General features: G+C 69.2%; 17 protein-coding genes. 4 read left to right on the top strand and 13 right to left on the bottom strand.

What is annotated here, in order from left to right; translation table 11 throughout:
• Positions 1–9: 9 nt before the first annotated feature.
• From OG417_RS47370 to OG417_RS47420, 11 genes are all read right to left on the bottom strand, one after another.
• Positions 10–894 carry an SAM-dependent methyltransferase gene (locus tag OG417_RS47370; protein ID WP_329244208.1) on the bottom strand — a complete coding sequence of 295 codons (885 nt, stop codon included), beginning with the start codon at positions 892–894 and terminating at the stop codon, positions 10–12.
• Positions 895–1,180: 286 nt separating this feature from the next.
• A complete protein-coding gene (locus OG417_RS47375; RefSeq protein ID WP_329244210.1) occupies positions 1,181–2,095 on the bottom strand; it encodes a LysR family transcriptional regulator in 915 nt (304 codons plus the stop codon).
• Between the two features lie 546 nt (positions 2,096–2,641).
• Entirely contained in the window at positions 2,642–3,853 is a 1,212-nt protein-coding gene (locus OG417_RS47380; RefSeq protein WP_329244213.1) for an acetyl-CoA C-acetyltransferase, read from the bottom strand.
• Positions 3,846–4,508, bottom strand: coding sequence for a 3-oxoacid CoA-transferase subunit B (locus OG417_RS47385; protein WP_329244217.1), 663 nt, complete (start codon positions 4,506–4,508; stop codon positions 3,846–3,848). The genes OG417_RS47380 and OG417_RS47385 overlap by 8 nt, the downstream gene beginning before the upstream one ends.
• Positions 4,505–5,194, bottom strand: a complete 690-nt coding sequence (locus OG417_RS47390) for a 3-oxoacid CoA-transferase subunit A (RefSeq protein WP_329244220.1) — start codon at positions 5,192–5,194, stop codon at positions 4,505–4,507. Before OG417_RS47390 ends, OG417_RS47385 begins: the two co-directional genes overlap by 4 nt.
• 13 nt (positions 5,195–5,207) lie before the next feature.
• Positions 5,208–6,215, bottom strand: coding sequence for a cyclase family protein (locus tag OG417_RS47395; RefSeq protein WP_329244223.1), 1,008 nt, complete (start codon positions 6,213–6,215; stop codon positions 5,208–5,210).
• A 23-nt stretch (positions 6,216–6,238) separates the two neighbouring features.
• On the bottom strand, positions 6,239–7,189 hold the full coding sequence (locus tag OG417_RS47400; RefSeq protein WP_329244225.1) for an LLM class flavin-dependent oxidoreductase: 951 nt from the start codon (positions 7,187–7,189) through the stop codon (positions 6,239–6,241).
• 36 nt (positions 7,190–7,225) lie between these two features.
• Positions 7,226–8,335 carry an ABC transporter substrate-binding protein gene (locus OG417_RS47405; protein WP_329244229.1) on the bottom strand — a complete coding sequence of 370 codons (1,110 nt, stop codon included), beginning with the start codon at positions 8,333–8,335 and terminating at the stop codon, positions 7,226–7,228.
• A gap of 81 nt (positions 8,336–8,416) precedes the next feature.
• Positions 8,417–9,502 (bottom strand): ABC transporter substrate-binding protein, encoded by a 1,086-nt coding sequence (locus tag OG417_RS47410; protein WP_329244232.1) that lies wholly within the window; start codon positions 9,500–9,502, stop codon positions 8,417–8,419.
• 16 nt (positions 9,503–9,518) lie between these two features.
• A complete protein-coding gene (locus OG417_RS47415; protein ID WP_329244234.1) occupies positions 9,519–10,358 on the bottom strand; it encodes a hypothetical protein in 840 nt (279 codons plus the stop codon).
• A 74-nt stretch (positions 10,359–10,432) separates the two neighbouring features.
• Entirely contained in the window at positions 10,433–11,326 is an 894-nt protein-coding gene (locus OG417_RS47420) for a DUF6282 family protein (protein ID WP_329244236.1), read from the bottom strand.
• Positions 11,327–11,629: 303 nt separating this feature from the next.
• Between OG417_RS47420 and OG417_RS47425 the strand changes: the two genes are divergently transcribed.
• Genes OG417_RS47425 through OG417_RS47435 form a run of 3 tightly spaced genes read left to right on the top strand, consistent with a single transcriptional unit; the run spans position 11,630 to position 14,122 of the window.
• Positions 11,630–12,415 (top strand): IclR family transcriptional regulator, encoded by a 786-nt coding sequence (locus OG417_RS47425; protein ID WP_329244239.1) that lies wholly within the window; start codon positions 11,630–11,632, stop codon positions 12,413–12,415.
• Between the two features lie 9 nt (positions 12,416–12,424).
• Positions 12,425–13,225, top strand: a complete 801-nt coding sequence (locus OG417_RS47430) for an ABC transporter ATP-binding protein (RefSeq protein ID WP_329244242.1) — start codon at positions 12,425–12,427, stop codon at positions 13,223–13,225.
• A gap of 9 nt (positions 13,226–13,234) precedes the next feature.
• The gene (locus tag OG417_RS47435) at positions 13,235–14,122 is read left to right on the top strand and encodes an ABC transporter permease (RefSeq protein ID WP_329244245.1); all 888 of its coding nucleotides are present in this window, start codon (positions 13,235–13,237) and stop codon (positions 14,120–14,122) included.
• 228 nt (positions 14,123–14,350) lie between these two features.
• Here the strand turns inward: OG417_RS47435 and OG417_RS47440 are convergent, their stop codons facing one another.
• Positions 14,351–15,184: a GH25 family lysozyme gene (locus OG417_RS47440; protein ID WP_329244248.1), complete on the bottom strand. Its 834-nt coding sequence runs from the start codon at positions 15,182–15,184 to the stop codon at positions 14,351–14,353.
• A gap of 310 nt (positions 15,185–15,494) precedes the next feature.
• On the opposite strand from OG417_RS47440, the gene OG417_RS47445 reads away from it, so the two are divergent.
• Entirely contained in the window at positions 15,495–15,962 is a 468-nt protein-coding gene (locus OG417_RS47445; RefSeq protein ID WP_329244251.1) for a protein-tyrosine phosphatase family protein, read from the top strand.
• A gap of 64 nt (positions 15,963–16,026) precedes the next feature.
• Here OG417_RS47445 and OG417_RS47450 read toward each other — a convergent pair whose 3' ends face one another.
• A complete protein-coding gene (locus OG417_RS47450; RefSeq protein WP_329244254.1) occupies positions 16,027–16,512 on the bottom strand; it encodes a MarR family winged helix-turn-helix transcriptional regulator in 486 nt (161 codons plus the stop codon).
• Positions 16,513–16,596 lie beyond the last annotated feature (84 nt).

Below are 16,596 nucleotides of genomic sequence, written 5' to 3' on the forward strand. Positions count from 1 at the left end.
TATTTCGGCTCACATTTTGCGGCCGATTCCGCCGTCCAGAAGCCACTTTCGGTTCTTCCGATCCTTGATCACCGCGGCGACCTCCCGGCTCGGCTCACCCAGCCTGTCGTTCGTCTCGTCCCAGGTGGGCACGGCGACGAGGTGAGGCACCTCAGGCCGCCAGTCCGTGACCGGGACCAGACCGGGCTCGAGGAGTTCGAGGCCGTCGAAGAAGCGCAGGATCTCGTCGTACGGCCGGGAGGTCAGCGTGCAGATGACCTCCCGGCAGATCGCCTCGACCGGGCGCCGGTAGGCCAGATCCTCCTCCGGATCCGGAATGGCGCAGTGGGAAAGGACCAGGTAGCTGCCCTGTGGCATCGCACGCTTGTACCGGGCCACGGCGCCGTACGGATCCTCGTCGTCGGTGATCCACTGCAGGACATTCGTTATGAGGATCGCCACCGGTTCGTCGAAATCGATGAGCTTCCGCAGCTCCGGGTGGTGGATGACCTCTTCCGGTTCGCAGAGGTCGCCTTCTATCATCTCCACCTTGCCGCCCACCGCCAGCAGCGCCTGCCCGTGGCTGACGGCCACCGGGTCGTTGTCGACGTAGACCACCCGGGCGTCGGGATCGATCCGGTGCGCCACCTCGTGCACGTTCTCCGCGGCGGGCAGCCCCGAACCGAGATCGATGAACTGGCGGATGCCGGCCACGCGGGAGAGATACCGCACCGCCCTGCCGACGAAGGCCCGGCCCTCCAATGCGGTCAGCGGCGCGAACGGGTAAACGGCCTTGATTCGCTCCGCGGCGGCCCGGTCCACGGCGAAGTGGTCCTTTCCCCCGAGAACGTAATCGTAGAGCCGTGCGGCGTTCGCTCGTGTCATGTCGACGGCCGCGCTCCGCGGTAGCGTCATTGACTGGCCTCCAAGAAAACGGCCGGGGCTGTCAAGCCGTTATGGCGCAGGATTTAACCGAGAGTATCGATATTTACCATTATATCGCGACGTTTATTACTCTGAGTATGTTTCGCCGGTTATGATGTTAGCGGACGGCAAACCCGCATGCCAGGCAACGAGAACAGTTCCCCTCGAAAGTAGGGCGAATGCGCAGGTACGCGTCCCGTACCACCACGACGTGAGCGCGACCCGGGCCCGGCGTTTTCGCCACGGCCAGGTGCGCCCCGGTGAGCCGGTCGGCGCCTCACCGTCGTGAGGAGAGGGCCTCTTCGGGCCGGCTCAGGTGGGCGTCGACCAGGCCGGTCAGGGCGCGTACCGCGGCGGTCGGCTTGCGTCTGCGGGGTGTCGCGAGGTGCAGCGACCACTCCATGCTCTCGTCCTTGACCTTGACCATGCGCACGGCGTCGTCGCCCCGGACCACGAACGGCGGGACGATCGCGACCCCGACGCCGTGCCGTACGAAACCGGCCGCGGCGTCGAGCGCGTCGACCTCCACGGCGATCCGGCGTTCGATCCGCGCGGCGGCGAAGACCCGGTCGGTGACCGCCCGGGCGGCGTGGCCGATCGGGAAGTCGACGAACTCCTCGTCGGCCAGGTCCGCGACGGAGACGACGCGCCTGCGGGCCATCGGGTGCTCGGCGGGTACGGCGAGGACCTGGGAAACGCGAACGAGCTCGCGTCCCTCCAGCTCCCGGTTGAGCGTGTCGGCGACGCCGAGGAGGCCGACGTCCACCTCGCCGCTGAGCAGGGCGGCGGCGATCCCCGCCGAACCGCCTGACTCCACCCGCAGGCTCATCTCCACCTCGGGGTAACGACGCCGGAAGTCGCCGGCCAGCCCCGGCAGGTCCACCAGGCCCAGGCCGGCGAGCATGCCGACCCGCACGGAGCCGCGCACGCCGCGGCCGAGCTCGTCCACGGCGTCCCGTGCCCCCTGCGCGGCGTCCAGCACCGCCAGCGCCTCCGGCAGCAGGGCACTGCCGGCCTCGGTGAGCACGACCCGCTGGGCGTTCCGCTCGAAGAGCGTGACCCGGAGATCGCGTTCGAGAGACGCGATCGCCGCCGACACGGCACTCTGCACGACGTGCAACCGTTTGGCCGCCAGAGTGAAACTCTTCTCGTTCGCCACAGCCACGAAGTAGTTAAGCTGCCTCAACTCCACCTGAAAAGTGTGCCAGCCCGGCGGCGTCCGCTGGTAATGGACCCCGTGAACATCGATGACGAGCAGACGGCATAACGTCGTTTCTCAAGGTAGGCGGTGTTTCCCCCGGCGTGCCGGGCGGGCGGCGGAGGCACCCGGCCCGGCCGGACGGCCCGAGTACGGCGACCGATGTGGTAGTGGGCGCAGGCGGGCGTTGGGCGCCACCCGTTCCCGGTCGCGCGTACGCGGGCCGGGGCCCTGTGAAAACAGCGGACACCGCTTCCGCGGCCGAGCCGGAAAGGTCCGGGCGGCTTACGTCGAACTGCTGGCAATTCTTCCGAAAGGACGACCGGAAATTAAAGCAGCGGACGCACCTTGTTGACACTGGACGAGGTCGTTCCGGGCCTCCAGTAAATGCACGTCGTGGATGGGTGAAGTTTATCTTCACTCTGCGGTTGGTTACCGGACACCAATCGAAGTGCGCGTTCGTGACTCACCCCGAGCGGCCCTTCGGTGGGATCGGTGTTGCGAGCTGGTCGAACGAGCCAGTAGATCGTGCCTGTGGCCTCAGGTGACGCGTTCGAATACGGCGGCCAGGCCCTGGCCGCCGCCGATGCACATGGTTTCCAGGCCGTAGCGCGCTTCTCGGCGGTCCATCTCGCGTAGCAGTGTCGCGAGGATCCGTGTGCCGGTGGCACCGACCGGGTGTCCCAGTGAGATCGCGGAGCCGTTGACGTTGAGGCGTTCGAAGTCAAAGTCGGTGAACGCCCACTCACGGGTGCATGCGAGTACCTGGGCGGCGAAGGCTTCGTTCAGCTCGATGAGGTCCATGTCGTGCAGGTCGAGGCCTGCACGTTGTAGGGCGCGTTGGGTAGCGGGTACCGGTCCGATGCCCATGGTGCGGGGTGGTACTCCGGCCACTGCCCAGGACACGAGCCGCGCCAGCGGGCGCACGCCGAGCCGTTCGGCGCGTTCCCGCGTCGTGACCAGGCAGACGGCCGCGCCGTCGTTCTGGCCGCTGGCGTTGCCCGCCGTCACCGTGGCTTCGCCGTCGGCGTCCAGCATGACGGGTCTGAGGGCGGCCAACCTGTCGAGGGTCGTGTCCGCCCGCGGGTGTTCGTCGCGGTCGACGACGACGGCCCCCTTCCTGGAGGGGACGGTGACCGGGACCATCTCGTCGTCGAAGCGTCCCGCGGCGGCGGCGGCGACGGCACGCTGGTGCGATCGGAGAGCCAGCCGGTCCTGTTCCTCGCGCGGGATCGTGTATTCGCGGCGAAGATTCTCGGCGGTTTCCAGCATTCCGCCCGGGACGGGGTGACCGGCTCCCCCGGCCGTGACCCGGGCGCGGGCGAGCCGGTCGTGGAGCCGCACGTCGGGTCCCTTCGCGCCCCAGCGGACGTCGGTGGCGTAAAACTCGGCCTGGCTCATGCTCTCGACGCCGCCCGCCAGGACGACATCGGCGCCTCCTGTCTGCACCTGCATGGCGGCGCTGATCACCGCCTGCAGCCCGGAACCGCAGCGGCGGTCCACCTGCAGACCCGCCGTGGTGACCGGCAAGCCGGCGTCCAGAGCGGCGACGCGGCCGATCGCGGGTGCCTCACCGCTCGGGTTGCAGTGTCCGAGCAACACGTCGTCGACGTCATCACCGGGCAGTCCGGTGCGGTCGAGCAGCGCCCTGATCACCGTGGCGGCCAGGTCGGCGGCCGGGACCGAGCGGAACGCTCCGCCGAACCGGCCGACCGGGGTACGCAGCGGCTCGCAGATCACCGTTTCACGCACCATGTTCTCCTTCAATGACAAGAGGGATATCGAGGCGCAGGGCGAGTTCGTCCCCACCGACGCCGAAGGTCTCGACCAGGCGGACCGCCGCCGAGTCGATGTGGAAGACCGCGTGACGGGTGTAGACGCGGGTCACGCAGGCGCGTCCGGTGAGCGGGTAGGTGCAGGCGCGGACCAGTTTGGGGGTGCCGTCCCGGGCGAAGAGGTCCATCATCACGTAGACCGACTTGGCACCGATGGCGAGGTCCATCGCGCCGCCGACAGCCGGGATGGCGTCGGCCGCACCGGTGTGCCAGTTGGCCAGGTCGCCGTTCACCGCGACCTGGAAGGCACCGAGGATGCAGACGTCGAGATGCCCGCCGCGCATCATCGCGAACGAGTCGGCGTGGTGGAAGTAGGCGGCACCAGGCAGTTCGGTGACCGGAACCTTCCCCGCGTTGAGTAGGTCGTGGTCGATGTCGTCGCCGTGGGCTTCGGGGCCCATGCCGAGCATGCCGTTCTCGGTATGCAGGACGATCCCGGCCGATGGGTCGAGATAGGACGCGACCGTCGTCGGAAGCCCGATCCCGAGGTTGACATAGGCGCCGGGCGGGATGTCGCGCGCGATGCGGGAGGCAAGCTCCAGACGATCCAGGGGCCTGCGATCGGAGTTCATGCCGGCTCCTGCACGGCCCGGCTCGTGACCACGACGCGGTCCACGTAGATCGAGGGGGTGACGACGGCCTCCGGGTCGAGCGTCCCGGTGGGGACGACCTGGTCCACCTCAGCCACGGTGAGGGCGGCGGCTGTGGCCATGATGGGCCCGAAATTGCGTGCGGTTTTGTAGTAGACGAGGTTGCCCATCCGGTCGGCCCGGTGGGCGCGGATCAGCGCGATGTCACCGTGGATGGGGTGTTCGAGAACGTGTTCACGGCCGTCGATCATGCGAGTCTCCTTGCCTTCCGCCAGGAGGGTGCCGGCGCCGGTCGGTGTGTAGAACGCGCCGATGCCCGCCCCTGCGGCGCGGATCCGTTCGGCGAGGTTGCCTTGCGGCGCCACCTCCATCTCGATCCGGCCGGTGCGGTACAGCTCGTCGAAGACGAACGAGTCGCGCTGCCGGGGGAAGGAGCAGATGATCCTGCGGACCTGCCCGGCCGCCAGCAGGGCGGCGAGGCCGGTAGTGCCGTTGCCGGCGTTGTTGCTCACCACCGTCAGGTCGTGGGCGCCGCCGCGCCGGAGCGCGTCGACCAGAGCGACGGGCAGGCCGGCGGGTCCGAACCCGCCGATCAGCACCGTGGAGCCGTCGGTCACCCCGCGGACGGCCTCGTCCGGGTCGGCAGCGATTTCCAGCCGGTCGTTCACCGTCGCGTTCCTCCTATTTGATCGCCATGGCGTTGGGCGGCGATCCGACGCCGCCGATGAGGTTCAGCGGCTTGGCCGTCAGCATGAACTCGTAGGTCCGGTCGGCGTGGCAGTCCTCGGCCAGCGCCTCCAGGTTCCACAGCTCGCCGAGGAACAGACCCAGCAGCGCGATCAGCGGGCGGTGCATCATCCCGTTGTGGACGACGCCGCGTTCAGGCGGAGGTTCGTCCGGGTCGATCAGGCCGGAGTGCGGGTTGACCGGGTGGGCCTCGACACCGAGGTCGTCGGAGGCGACCATCGCGAAGCGGTGGTCCCAGAGCCACTCGATCATCTCCTGTGACTGAACGAGGCCGGGGTGCTGGATCTTGGAGCGGAAGGCGTGCCGGTCCTCCTCACCAACCTCGTTGAGCCAGTACGGAGCCCATCCGACGCGCAGCAGGAGCACGTCGCCCGGCCGGAACTCCACGTTCTGCGCGGCGGCGGCCGCGTCCAGGTCGACCGGGGTGATCATGTAGTTGCCGGCCGGGTCGAGCGGGGTGCCGCGGTCGGTGAAGTGCCGGGCCAGGTCGAGCAGGACGCCACGCGCGACGATCCCGCGTTGCGCCACCGTCTGGATGCCGAGGGCCGGTGTCTCCTCGGCGATGTCCTCGTCGGGCACGCCTCCATAGAAGCCGTGGCGTGGGTGGCGGATGTGGCGGAGCCCATCGATCTGGGACGTCGACTGCAGGTAGAAGGAGTCCAACCAGTCGTCACGGTGGTTGGGGTTGTTGGCGAAGATGCGGTGCACGGTCGCCGGGCGCGTCCCGGCGGGTGGCGGCACGAAGGTGTTCAGCGGATAGTCGAGGTTGAACACCGCACCGCGCCGGACGAGCCCGACCGCGTCCCTCACCTGGTCGGGACCGATGAAATTGAGCGTGCCCAGCTGATTGGCCGTACCGAAGATCCCCCAGGACGAGCCGGGCGGCGCGTCCTGGCGTTCGAGCAGCTCCCGGTAGGTCGGGATGCCGTCCCGCGTGTCCACCTGCGTTCCCCTTTCCGTCGGTTTCAGGACTCGTCCAGCTCGGGCAGGACGGCCTCCCCCACCAGCTCCAGCGTCCGTCGCGCCACCTCCGGCGGCGTCCCGTGCGGGGCGACCCGGAGCTGGACGGACGTGACACCGGACGACGCGTACCCCCGCAGGGCCGCCGCGACATCGGCAGGGCTCCCGACCAGCGGGAACCGGGGCGTCACCGCTCCGTCCAGCCCCATCCACGCGCGCCGGCCGGTGTAGTAGTTCACAACTGCGGCGAAGTACCCGGCCGCCATCCGGCGGGCGTCGTCGGCGTCCGGGGCCACCAGGCACAGCCGGGTGACCGCGACGTCGCCGCTTGCGTTTCCTCGCGCGTCCCAGTATTCGGCGGCTCGCGCGGTCAGCAGGTCGTCGTCGTAGTTGGTGGCCGCGTAGTAGCCGTCACCGATGGTCGCGGCCCTGAGCGCCGCCGCGCGCGTGCGCCCGCCGAGGAACATCGGCGGGCCGCCCTGCCGCGCGGGCGGCGGGGCGACAGGCTGGGCACCGGGCCCACCGGCGGCCGAGGCCGACCAGGTCTCGCGCAGGACGGTGACCATGGCGGCGAACCATTCGCCCGGGCTCCGGCCGTCCGTGCCGCCGCCCACCCGCTCCGCCAGATCGGCGTTGCCGAGGGCGAGGCCGAGGGTCAGGCGTCCGGTGCATAGCTGATCCAGGAGTGCCGCCTCGTAGGCGAGCCGCCGGGGTTCGTACGCGCGGGCCAGGAGCACTGCCGTGCCGAGTGGCAGGTTCGTGCGCCCGGCCAGGTGCGCGAGCACGATCAGCGCGGCGGGCAGGTGGAACACCTCAGGCCGGACGTGGTAGCTCTCGCCCAGCCAGGCCGACGAGAGCCCGTTCGCCTCGGCCGTCTCCAGCAGTCGTGTCGCCCTGTCGACCTGGGGACGCGTTGCCGCGGCCGACCCCAGGTCGATCGCCACACCGAGCCTCATGCCGGCCTCACGTCCGGCCCCGCATCGGGGCGCATGTCAAGCGCCATGCGAGGCCGCCTTTTTCGCCTCGGTGCGGACCTCGTCGTAGGAGAAGGCGTTGATCTTCGCTATGAGGTCGTCGGTGTAGATGTCGGTGGCCGGGAACTCCTTGTCGATCAGCCCGGCGGTGGTCATGAATCTGAGGGTGCCGGTGACGGCGGCCGGGTCGATCGCGCCCCAGCGGTCGCCCTCGCCAGGGCCGACCTTCTGGCCGTCCAGCCGGACCTTCAGGACCTTGACCTGCCCGGCCAGCAACTGGTCCTCCGGGATTGAGGACGCACCCTTGGTCTCGGGGTGCAGCTTCCACAGGTCGCCCACCGCGGCCTCCGGGGCGGCCTCGGAGAACGCCACACCCTTCGCGAACGCCCTGCCCAGCCGGACGAGCAGGTCCTGCTTCTTGCGCAGGTCGTCCTTCCTCACCGCGAACCCGCCGCCGAACAGGTTCTCGGTACCGGGCACCGGCAGCGGCTTCAGCTTCGCGCCAGAGTTCTCGACGATCTGGTACTGGGTATCCCACAGCGCCAGCGCGTCGACCTTGCCGCTCTTGATCGCGTTGAGCTGCTCGGCACCGGCGCCGATCGGCACCAGTTTGACCGATTCGGGGTCGAGACCCTGCATCTTTATCGCGGTGCGCGCGAACGTCCCGCCGGAGCTCGCCACGGCGGTGACGCCGACGCGTTTGCCCTTGAGGTCAGCGGGGGAAGTGATCGAGGAGTTCTCCGGGATCTTGAGGCTGTAGATCCAGCGTGTCCAGTACTGCGCGAAATAGGTCAGCCCGGTGTTCTTGGCGTGCCCGATCACGACGGGTTCCGGAGTCACGAGCCCGACGTCGATCTGCCCGGAGACCACCTGCTGGGCGACCTGGGTTCCGGACGGGAACAGCTGCACGTCGACGTCCAGGTTCTCCTTGGCGAAGTAGCCCCTGGCCTCGGAGACGGCGAGGGTGGCGTATCCGGCGTTCCAGCTCGGCGAGCCGATGCCGAGTCGGATCCGGTCGCGTCCGTCGGCCGACTCGCCGCCGGACGAGCCGCCGCATCCGGTCAGTACCAGCGCCGCCACGGCGAGCGCCACCAGCGGCGCCGGCCTGCGATGTCCGTTGAGTTTCACGAGGTCCCCCTGGCTGTGGACTGCTCGGGTGGGGTGGAGTGGTGGCGGGGGAACTGCACACCGTTCACGGCGCTGTGCCGTTCACTGCGCGCCCTTCGCCGCTGCGCGGACCTCGGCGAAGGAGAACTTGTTGATAGCGGGGATGAGGTCGTTGGTGTAGATGTCGGCCGCCGGGAACGCCTTGTCGATCAGCCCTGCCTGCCGCATGAACGACACCGTGGCGGTGACGGCCTTCTCATTCATCTCGCCCCACCGGTCGTGGCCCGGCTCGACACCCTGGCCGTCCAGCCTTACCTGCAGGACCTTGACCTGGCCGGCCAGTACGGTGTCCTCGGAGCCGGACACCGTGGGCTTGCTCTCGGGGTGCAGCCTCCACATGTCGCGGACCGCGGCGCTCGGGTTCGCCTGTGCGAAGACCATCGCCTTGGCCATGGCCCTGCCGAAGCGTGTCAGGTCGTCTTGCCTCTTCTTGAGCATGTCGGGCTTGACCGCGAAGCCGCCGCCGAAGATCCCGGCCGTGGAGGCGACCGGTATCGGGGTGAGGCTGATCCCCGCGTTCTTCACGATCTGGTACTGGGTGTCCCAGAGGCCGAGCGCGTCGACTTTGCCGCTCTTGATCGCGTTGATCTGCTCGGACCCGCCGCCGATCGGGATGAACTTGACCGTAGCGGCGTCCAGCCCCTCCATCTTCATGGCGGTGCGGACGAACGTCGTGCCGGAGCTGGCCACCGCGGTGACGCCGACGCGCTTGCCGGGCAGGTCCCGGATGGTCCGCACGCCCGACCCCTTGGGCACCTGGATGTTGGAGATCCACTTGGGGTAGTAGCCGGCGAAATAGACCAGCCTGGTGCCTTTCTCCCGTCCGATGCCGACCGGCTCGGCCGTCATCAACCCGATGTCGGACTGCCCCGCGATGACCTGCTGCGCGACCTGGGTGCCGGACGCGAACGTCGAGACCCGCACGTCGACCTTCTCCGTGGCGAAGTACTTGCGCGCCTCGGCGACCGCCAGCGTCGCGAAACCGGCGTTCCAGGTCGGGGTCGCGATCGCCAGCTTGAGCACGGTCCGGCCGTCGGACGTGACCTCCGGGTCGGACGACCCGCACGAGACGGCAGTGCCGGCGGCCAGGACGACCGCCGCCAGGCCCGCCAGGGACTTGCGTTTCATGTTCCGTCCTCCCGGGTCAGGATGGGGTGGGGTAGTCGTCGGCGTTGAGGACCAGGCCCGGACGTGCGGAGAAGTCGGCCCGCGGCGGGCAGAAGATGTCGATCAGCTGGTTGCGGCCCGGCCCCACGGACTGGGTGGTGTGCACCGCCGTCGGCGGGATCACCGCGATCGATGGGCTGCCACACGCGTAGTGATCGTCGGGGAGCCAGTCGCTCATCCGGCGCGTCCACGGGGTGCGGATGTGGTGGACGAAGTCGCCCTCGACCGCCAGGGAGCACTGCTCGAAGTCGTCGTGCTGGTGCGGGGAGAGCGCCTCGGGGTCGCGGACGCCCATCCGCGGGTTCAGAAAGTTCACCATGAACGTGCTGCACCGGAAGATTCGTCCGAACCGCTCAGGATCGACGGGCACCTCCGACAGCGGGTACGCGCGGATGCGGTGGCCCTCGGGCGGGTCCGGCCACGGCTTGAGCGGGGTGACACGGGGGTTGGGTTCGGCGTAGCTCTCCTGGTTGACGCTGTCGTGCGCGAGGGGCCCGGCGGACGCTACCGTGAACAGCCGCACGAGGTCACAGTCGGCGTCCGCGACCACCGCGGACCGTCCGGGCGGCATGACGATCACCGCCTGGCCCGTCACCGACCGCTCGTCGTCGTCGGTGCGCACGGTCGCCGCGCATCCCTCGTGGGGTAGGACCACGACGTACTCGTCTGCCTGGCCGTCCCGGGCGAGCTCGTCACCCGCGACGGCGCTGGAGTAGGCGATGACGAAGTTCTGACCGCGTGCCAGCCAGGTCCGGGTGCCGGCATCGGACTTCGTGCTCGGTTCCAGGCCGGGGAACTCGATGTAATGCGCTGGCACGCTGGCCGGTTGCTGCGCTTGCACTGGAGCCTCCTGTTCTGTGGTCGTGCGCCGGTTCGTCAGTCCGGGCCGGTTCAGTCGTCCAGGCCGAGCAGGTGGGCGGGGTTGACACAGGTGATCTGACGTAGGGCCTGTTCGCTCAGCCCAAGGTCGAGCAGCGCCGAGCCGACCCGGATGAAGGCGTCGACGGGCAGCGGCCGGTTCGCCTGGCCGAGGTCGGAGGCCAGCACGGTGTGCTCGGGCCCGATCTTCTCGATCCAGGTGAGCAGGTCCTTCGGGTCCCACTTGCGGTATCCCTCGGGGTCGTACATGCCGACCTCGTGTTCGACATAGGCGCCCCCGCGCACGAGTTCCAGGCACTGCTCCGGCTCGGCGCCGATGACGAAGTTCGGATGGTTGATGACCATCCGGGTGACGCCGCGGCGACGGCCCTCGTCGAAGAGCTGGGCGATGGTTTCGGGCGGGAGGTGACCGCCGCTGAGCATCGCGCCGCTCTCGGCGATGAGGTCGAGGACCTCGTGCACCTCGGGGATCAGTCCACCGGCGTCGTCGTGGACGTCCACCCGCGCGGACGGGACGTCGACGGTCGCGGTCGGGAACCCGCCCCCCTCTGGATGGCACTCGATGTGCCGGCCGGAGGAGAAGGTGGGGAACCACACGGCCTTGCCGCCCATGCGCAGGCACATCGCCACGGCGAACGGGTTGATCCCGCCGACCTGGCTGTTGAGCGCGATCCCCCCGAACACCCGGGTCGAGCTCTTGGCCAGCCGGTCACCCATCGCCAGCAGGTCCATCACCGTGTTGTGGTGGTGCGATTTGACCAGGATCGCCCGCATTCCCAGCCGCTCGCCGTCGAAGGCGGCGTCCGCGTGGTCGAAGCGTCGGGGGAACGGGTTCGGTCCCGAATGACAGTGCAGGTCGATCGCGCCGCGCAGCACGGTGGTGATCGCGCTACTAGGTCCGGGCATCGGCAACCTCCTCGATGTTCGCGATGCACACTAAATGACCACTTTGTGAACGTCAATGATCAACCTGCGAATTCGCGGCCCACCCGGTCGGCCAGCCACCTCTTCTCAGCCTTGTCGGCGCAAGCTACGACTTCGGCGCACTGACCTGATCGATCCCCCAGCGATTCATCGACAGACCAGTCAAGACCTGGTTGCCGTTGTGTGACTCAGGTCACTTTGATGTCCTCGTTGATGATGCGTAATGTGAACATCAAGTTCAGATCTTGACCAGGACACCGGAGTGTGTCGCCAAGGGGGAAGCGCATGGCAGAGCAGGGCCAGTCCGACATCCAGGCCGTAAGCCGGATGGCCCAGATGCTCGGTCTGTTCGGGCCAGAGGCCCCGGAGTTGTCGGTGTCGGAAGCGACGGAGCGGCTGCGCCTCAACCGGACCACGGTGCACCGGTACCTCACCTCGATGACCGCGGCCGGGCTCCTCGAACGCGGCGGCCAGCCCGCCAGCTACACACCGGGCAGCCTGATGATCCAGCTCGGCGCCTTCGCCATCGGGCAGCGGCGCATCATCCAGCTCGCCCCCGACCACCTGCGGGAACTGACCGAACGGACGGGCGTCACGTCCGTGCTGTCACTGTGGGGGCTGTCCGGCCCGGTGGTGTCACTGGTCGAGGAGGACGCCGTGCACGGCACGATCGTCACGGTACGCGTCGGCTCGCAGCTCCCCCTGCACACCGCGCAGGCCATCGCGTTCCTGGCCTACCTTCCCGACCAGCTCCAGGTCGACCGGCTACTGGCGTCCCTGCCGACGACCCAGCGCGCCGGGCTGGTCGAGCGCATCGAAACCACCCGGACGACCGGGCTGAGCATCTACCCGGCCAACCCGCGCGGCATCAGCGTCATCGCGGCACCGGTGTTCGCCGACTCGGGGGTCTGCGCCACCATCGCGGCGATCGGCACCGACCGGATGCTGCCGTCGGCCCCCGACGCCCAGGCGGCCGTCGCCGCCCGGGAGACCGCCATGGCCCTGACCAAGGAGATGGGCGGAACGTGGCCGGTCCCGAGAGCCACCCGAGCGAGTAGCCCAAGCGATTAGGACGAGAGCATGCCCACCCCATCGCACCCGCCCACCGTCACCGACACCGCCGTTGAACTCCACCACATCACCATGCGCTACAAGGCCAAGCGGGGCAGGACCGTACTGGCGCTGGACGGAGTCAGCCTGACCGTCCCCGAGGGCCAGTTCCTGTCAATCGTCGGCCCCAGCGGATGCGGCAAGAGCACCCTGCTCAAGATCATCATGGGCCTGACCCGGCAGAGCGAGGGGGAGGTGGCCTTCGGCCCCGCGCGCGACCACGAGAACCTGCTGGGGATGGTCTTCCAGCAGCCCCTGCTGCTGCCATGGCGCACCGTCGCGAAGAACATGACGATCTCCCACGACGTCGGGCCACGCCGCCCGCGCGCCGACCTCGAAGAGCGCGTCGCCGAGCAACTGGACATGCTGGGGCTGCGCGACTTCGCCGACCAGTACCCCAGCGAGCTGTCCGGCGGCATGCAGCAGCGGGTCGGCATCGGCCGCGCGCTCCTGCACGACCCGCGGATCCTGCTGATGGACGAGCCGTTCGGCGCCCTGGACGCCATGACCCGCGACCAGATGGGGCTGGACCTGCTCGACATCTGGGAGCGGGATCGCAAGACCGTCCTGTTCGTCACCCACAGCATCCCCGAGGCCGTGCTCCTGTCCGACCGGGTCGTGGTCATGACCCCGCGGCCGGGCCGCATCGCCGAGGTCATCGACGTCGGCCTCCCCCGACCCCGCCGCCTGGAGGTCATCAACACCCCGGAGTTCGGCGAGATCGCCTCCCGCATCCGCGTTCTTCTCAACTCCGAACACAGCGCGCACTAGGGAGTGATCATGAAGCTTGGCAACACGCGGGCGGACGAGCGAGTCGTGCCCGGCACGGCTGCCGGCGACGGCGCGGACCGCACGCCGGCACGCCGGCCGAAGGCCGGGCCGGCTCCCCGGCGGCAGATCCCCGGGTTCGTCCTCAGCTGGGGGCTGTTCCTCATCCTCGTCGGCATGTGGCAACTGGTCGTGCGCGCCTTCGGCGTCTCGATCGTGCTCGTACCGGCCCCGTCGGACGTCGTGCGCTCGCTGGTGGACGGCCTGCAAAGCGGGTTCCTGCTGGAGCACATGTGGATCACGCTGAAGGAGATCCTCATCGGCTTCGGCCTGGCGATCGGCCTGGCACTGGTGTCGGCGGGCCTGATCACCCAGTTCCGCATCGTCGACAAGGCGTTCCTGCCGATCCTGGTGTTGATTCAGACCATCCCGAAAGTCGCGATGGCGCCGCTGCTGCTCATGTGGTTCGGCATCGGGATGACCTCCAAGGTCCTGACCATCGCGCTGATCGCCTACTTCCCGCTCCTGGTCAACTCCATCCTCGGACTCCGTTCGGCCGAGCACGAGCAGATCGAGATGCTCAGATCGTTCGGCGCCAGCGAGTTCCAAATCATGCGCCGCCTGCGGGTGCCCTTGGCACTGCCGCACATCTTCGCGGGCCTGGACGTCGCCGTGATCCTCTCGGTCACTGGTGCCGTCGTCGCCGAGTTCGTCGGCGCCACGGGAGGCCTCGGCTACACGATCCAGGCCACCAACTTCAACATGGACGTGGCCAGGACGTTCGCCGTCGTCGTGATGCTCTCGGTCATCGGCATGAGCCTGCACGCCGTCGTCGTCACGGCCAACCGGTGGCTGGTGTTCTGGGCGCCGTCCGGGAAGGAGCACGCACGTGATCTCTGAACTCCCGGACCTGTTCGCCGCAGTGCCGTCCTCATCGGCGCCGCAGACCTCGCCCGAGCAGCCACAAACCTCATCCAGCAGATCCGCCGGCCCGAGCGCACTCCCTGAGGACGGACGGCGCCGAGCCCAGCCCGCAGGTCACCGCGATGTCCTGTGACCGTGACCGGTCAGCTGCTTGGCATGCCGAAGGCGCCCGGCCTTCGGCGGGCGCCTTCGGTATAGGACAGATCAGGGGGTGTTGTTGGCCAGGGCGAGGAGCCGGTCGTGCGAGCCGTTGAACACGTCCTGGTCACCGGGGAAGGTGCCCGAGTCGGCCCACTGCCAGAAGGTGTAGAAGCCCCAGCCCGCGGGGAGGGTGCCGACGCTGCTGGAGTAGCGCGCGATGGCCAGCGGGTCGTTGCTCGCGTAGGCGCTGGTGTTGCCGGTGCAGGTCGTCCACCAGTCGGTGGTCGTGTAGATCGTGGCCCAGCGGCCGGTCTTGGCGTGGTACTCGTTCAGGAAGCTGGTGATCCAGGAACGCATCGACGCCTGGCTGAGGCCGTAGCAGGTGGAGCCGTTCGGGTTGTACTCGATGTCGAGCATGCCGGGCAGCGTCTGGTTGTCCGCCGACCACGCGCCGCCGTGGGCGGCGAAGTAGTCGGCCTGGGCGGCGCCGCTCGAGCTGGCGGGCTGCGCGAAGTGGTACGCGCCGCGGACCAGGCCGGCGTAGTAGGCGTTGGTGTAGTTGGCGCTGAAGTTCGGGTCACGGTAGGACGTGCCCTCGGTCGCCTTGATGTAGGCGAACTGCGCGCCCTGGTTCTTGACGGTGGTCCAGTTGATGGTGCCCTGCCAATGGCTCACGTCGAGTCCGGGCAGGCCTCCGGGAGCCAGGAGCGGCGTGGCGCCGGCCCGGTGCTCGTGGGCGGCGACGGTCGAGCCCATGTAGTCGCGCTCGGGGTGGGCCATGGGGTTGGGCGTGGCGGCGTGCGCGGGCACCGTGAGGCCGACGGTCGCGGCGCCGATGGCGGCGGCGACGGTGATGAGGGACCTCAGGCGGCGGGTGACGCGGGGGGATGCGGCCATGGGGGGCTCCTTCAAGGGGCGGGTTCCAAGAGGACTTGGCAGCACCTCGATTTCGACAGATTCTGACAACCTTTGCAATGGCGCCGAAGGTATTTTCCTTACCCCGGATTTACCCACCAGTGAGTTTCGCCTCGTGAACGGCGCCTCCCCCGCCATCCGGCCTCATCCGGCCAGGCGTACGGCCTTGACGATCCGCGGTCGGTCGGGGCGCCCAGGCCATCCCGGACGATTGAACGATCCTTGAACTTTCGGCTGCGCTGTCAGCGATCAACCCGCCGGAGCCCGCCCCCGGCGCGCGACAATGCCGCTCATGACCGGAGAAGGTGAGGGTACGGCGCCGCGCTCGCGGCTCGACGGCGCGATCCGGCTACCCGACGGCTCGTGGGTACGCGGTCGCGGCCTGCGCTACCCGGCGCCCGATGGCCCGCGCCCGGCGTTCGGCCTCTATCTCGGCTCCGGCCGGCTCCGCCGCCGGCACGACGCCGCGCTGTCCTGGCCGCACTCCTGGATCGACTGGCCCGACTTCGGCGTGCCGCGCGACCGGCACCTGGCCGTACGGGAGATCCGCGCGTTGCACGAGCGAGCGCGGGCGGGCGCCCCGGTGGAGGTCGCGTGCGGCGGCGGCGTGGGCCGTACGGGGACCGTCATCGCGTGTCTCGCCGTGCTGAGCGGGCTGGACCCGTCCGAAGCCGTCGACTGGACCCGCGCCAACCATCACCGCCGGGCCGTCGAAACGCCCTGGCAGCGGCGCTGGATCGCGCGTTTCCCCACCCCCTGACGGCCGACCGGGCGGTTGAGCAGGGCCGCGATCGCCCCGGCGGCCTCACGGCCGGCCGCGGGTTTCAGCAGGCGCCGTCGGAGTCGTCGTCCGCGCCCTCGGTGCAGATGACCTGTGTGCCGTTGACGGCCTGCTGAAGCAGGCCGTAGAGCGTCTCGCGCTGGGCGTCGTCGAGCGAGCCGAGCACGTCGTTCTCGACCGCCGCGAGCGCGCACTCGGCCCTGGCGAGTACGTGCCCTCCCTTCTCGGTGAGCACGACGACGTGACGCCGGCGGTCCTGAGGTGAGCGCCGGCGCTCGATCAGGCCGTCGGCCTCCAGGTCGTTGAGCAGCCCGACGACGTTGGTGCCGTCCATCTCCAGCGTGTCGGAGAGCTCCTGCTGCGGGCAGCCGCCCTGCTGGCGCAGCACCGTCAGCGTCACCAGGTGCCGCGGGCGCAGGCCCAGCGGCGCCAGCACCGACTCCGCACGCAGCCGCATGCGGCGCGCGAGGTAGTCGAGGAGCGCGCCGGACCGGTGCACCGGCTGGTTCACGACGGAGTGCTCGACCACGAACAAGATTCTAGCCGAAACCGTCATCGATCCATGTGATACAAATAGCTTGCCCTACACAAACGATCCACCAGGGACGAACTA

It is taken from the genome of Actinoallomurus sp. NBC_01490 (genome assembly GCF_036227085.1).
GTDB lineage: Bacteria > Actinomycetota > Actinomycetes > Streptosporangiales > Streptosporangiaceae > Actinoallomurus > Actinoallomurus oryzae.

Bases quoted from the DNA above. Each gene is read 5' to 3' on its own strand.
- OG417_RS47370 (WP_329244208.1), bottom strand. From the start codon at position 894: ATGACGCTACCGCGGAGCGCGGCCGTCGACATGACACGAGCGAACGCC.
- OG417_RS47385 (WP_329244217.1), bottom strand. From the start codon at position 4,508: ATGAACTCCGATCGCAGGCCCCTGGATCGTCTGGAGCTTGCCTCCCGC.
- OG417_RS47400 (WP_329244225.1), bottom strand. From the start codon at position 7,189: ATGAGGCTCGGTGTGGCGATCGACCTGGGGTCGGCCGCGGCAACGCGT.
- OG417_RS47410 (WP_329244232.1), bottom strand. From the start codon at position 9,502: ATGAAACGCAAGTCCCTGGCGGGCCTGGCGGCGGTCGTCCTGGCCGCC.
- OG417_RS47420 (WP_329244236.1), bottom strand. From the start codon at position 11,326: ATGCCCGGACCTAGTAGCGCGATCACCACCGTGCTGCGCGGCGCGATC.
- OG417_RS47425 (WP_329244239.1), top strand. From the start codon at position 11,630: ATGGCAGAGCAGGGCCAGTCCGACATCCAGGCCGTAAGCCGGATGGCC.
- OG417_RS47430 (WP_329244242.1), top strand. From the start codon at position 12,425: ATGCCCACCCCATCGCACCCGCCCACCGTCACCGACACCGCCGTTGAA.
- OG417_RS47435 (WP_329244245.1), top strand. From the start codon at position 13,235: ATGAAGCTTGGCAACACGCGGGCGGACGAGCGAGTCGTGCCCGGCACG.
- OG417_RS47440 (WP_329244248.1), bottom strand. From the start codon at position 15,184: ATGGCCGCATCCCCCCGCGTCACCCGCCGCCTGAGGTCCCTCATCACC.
- OG417_RS47445 (WP_329244251.1), top strand. From the start codon at position 15,495: ATGACCGGAGAAGGTGAGGGTACGGCGCCGCGCTCGCGGCTCGACGGC.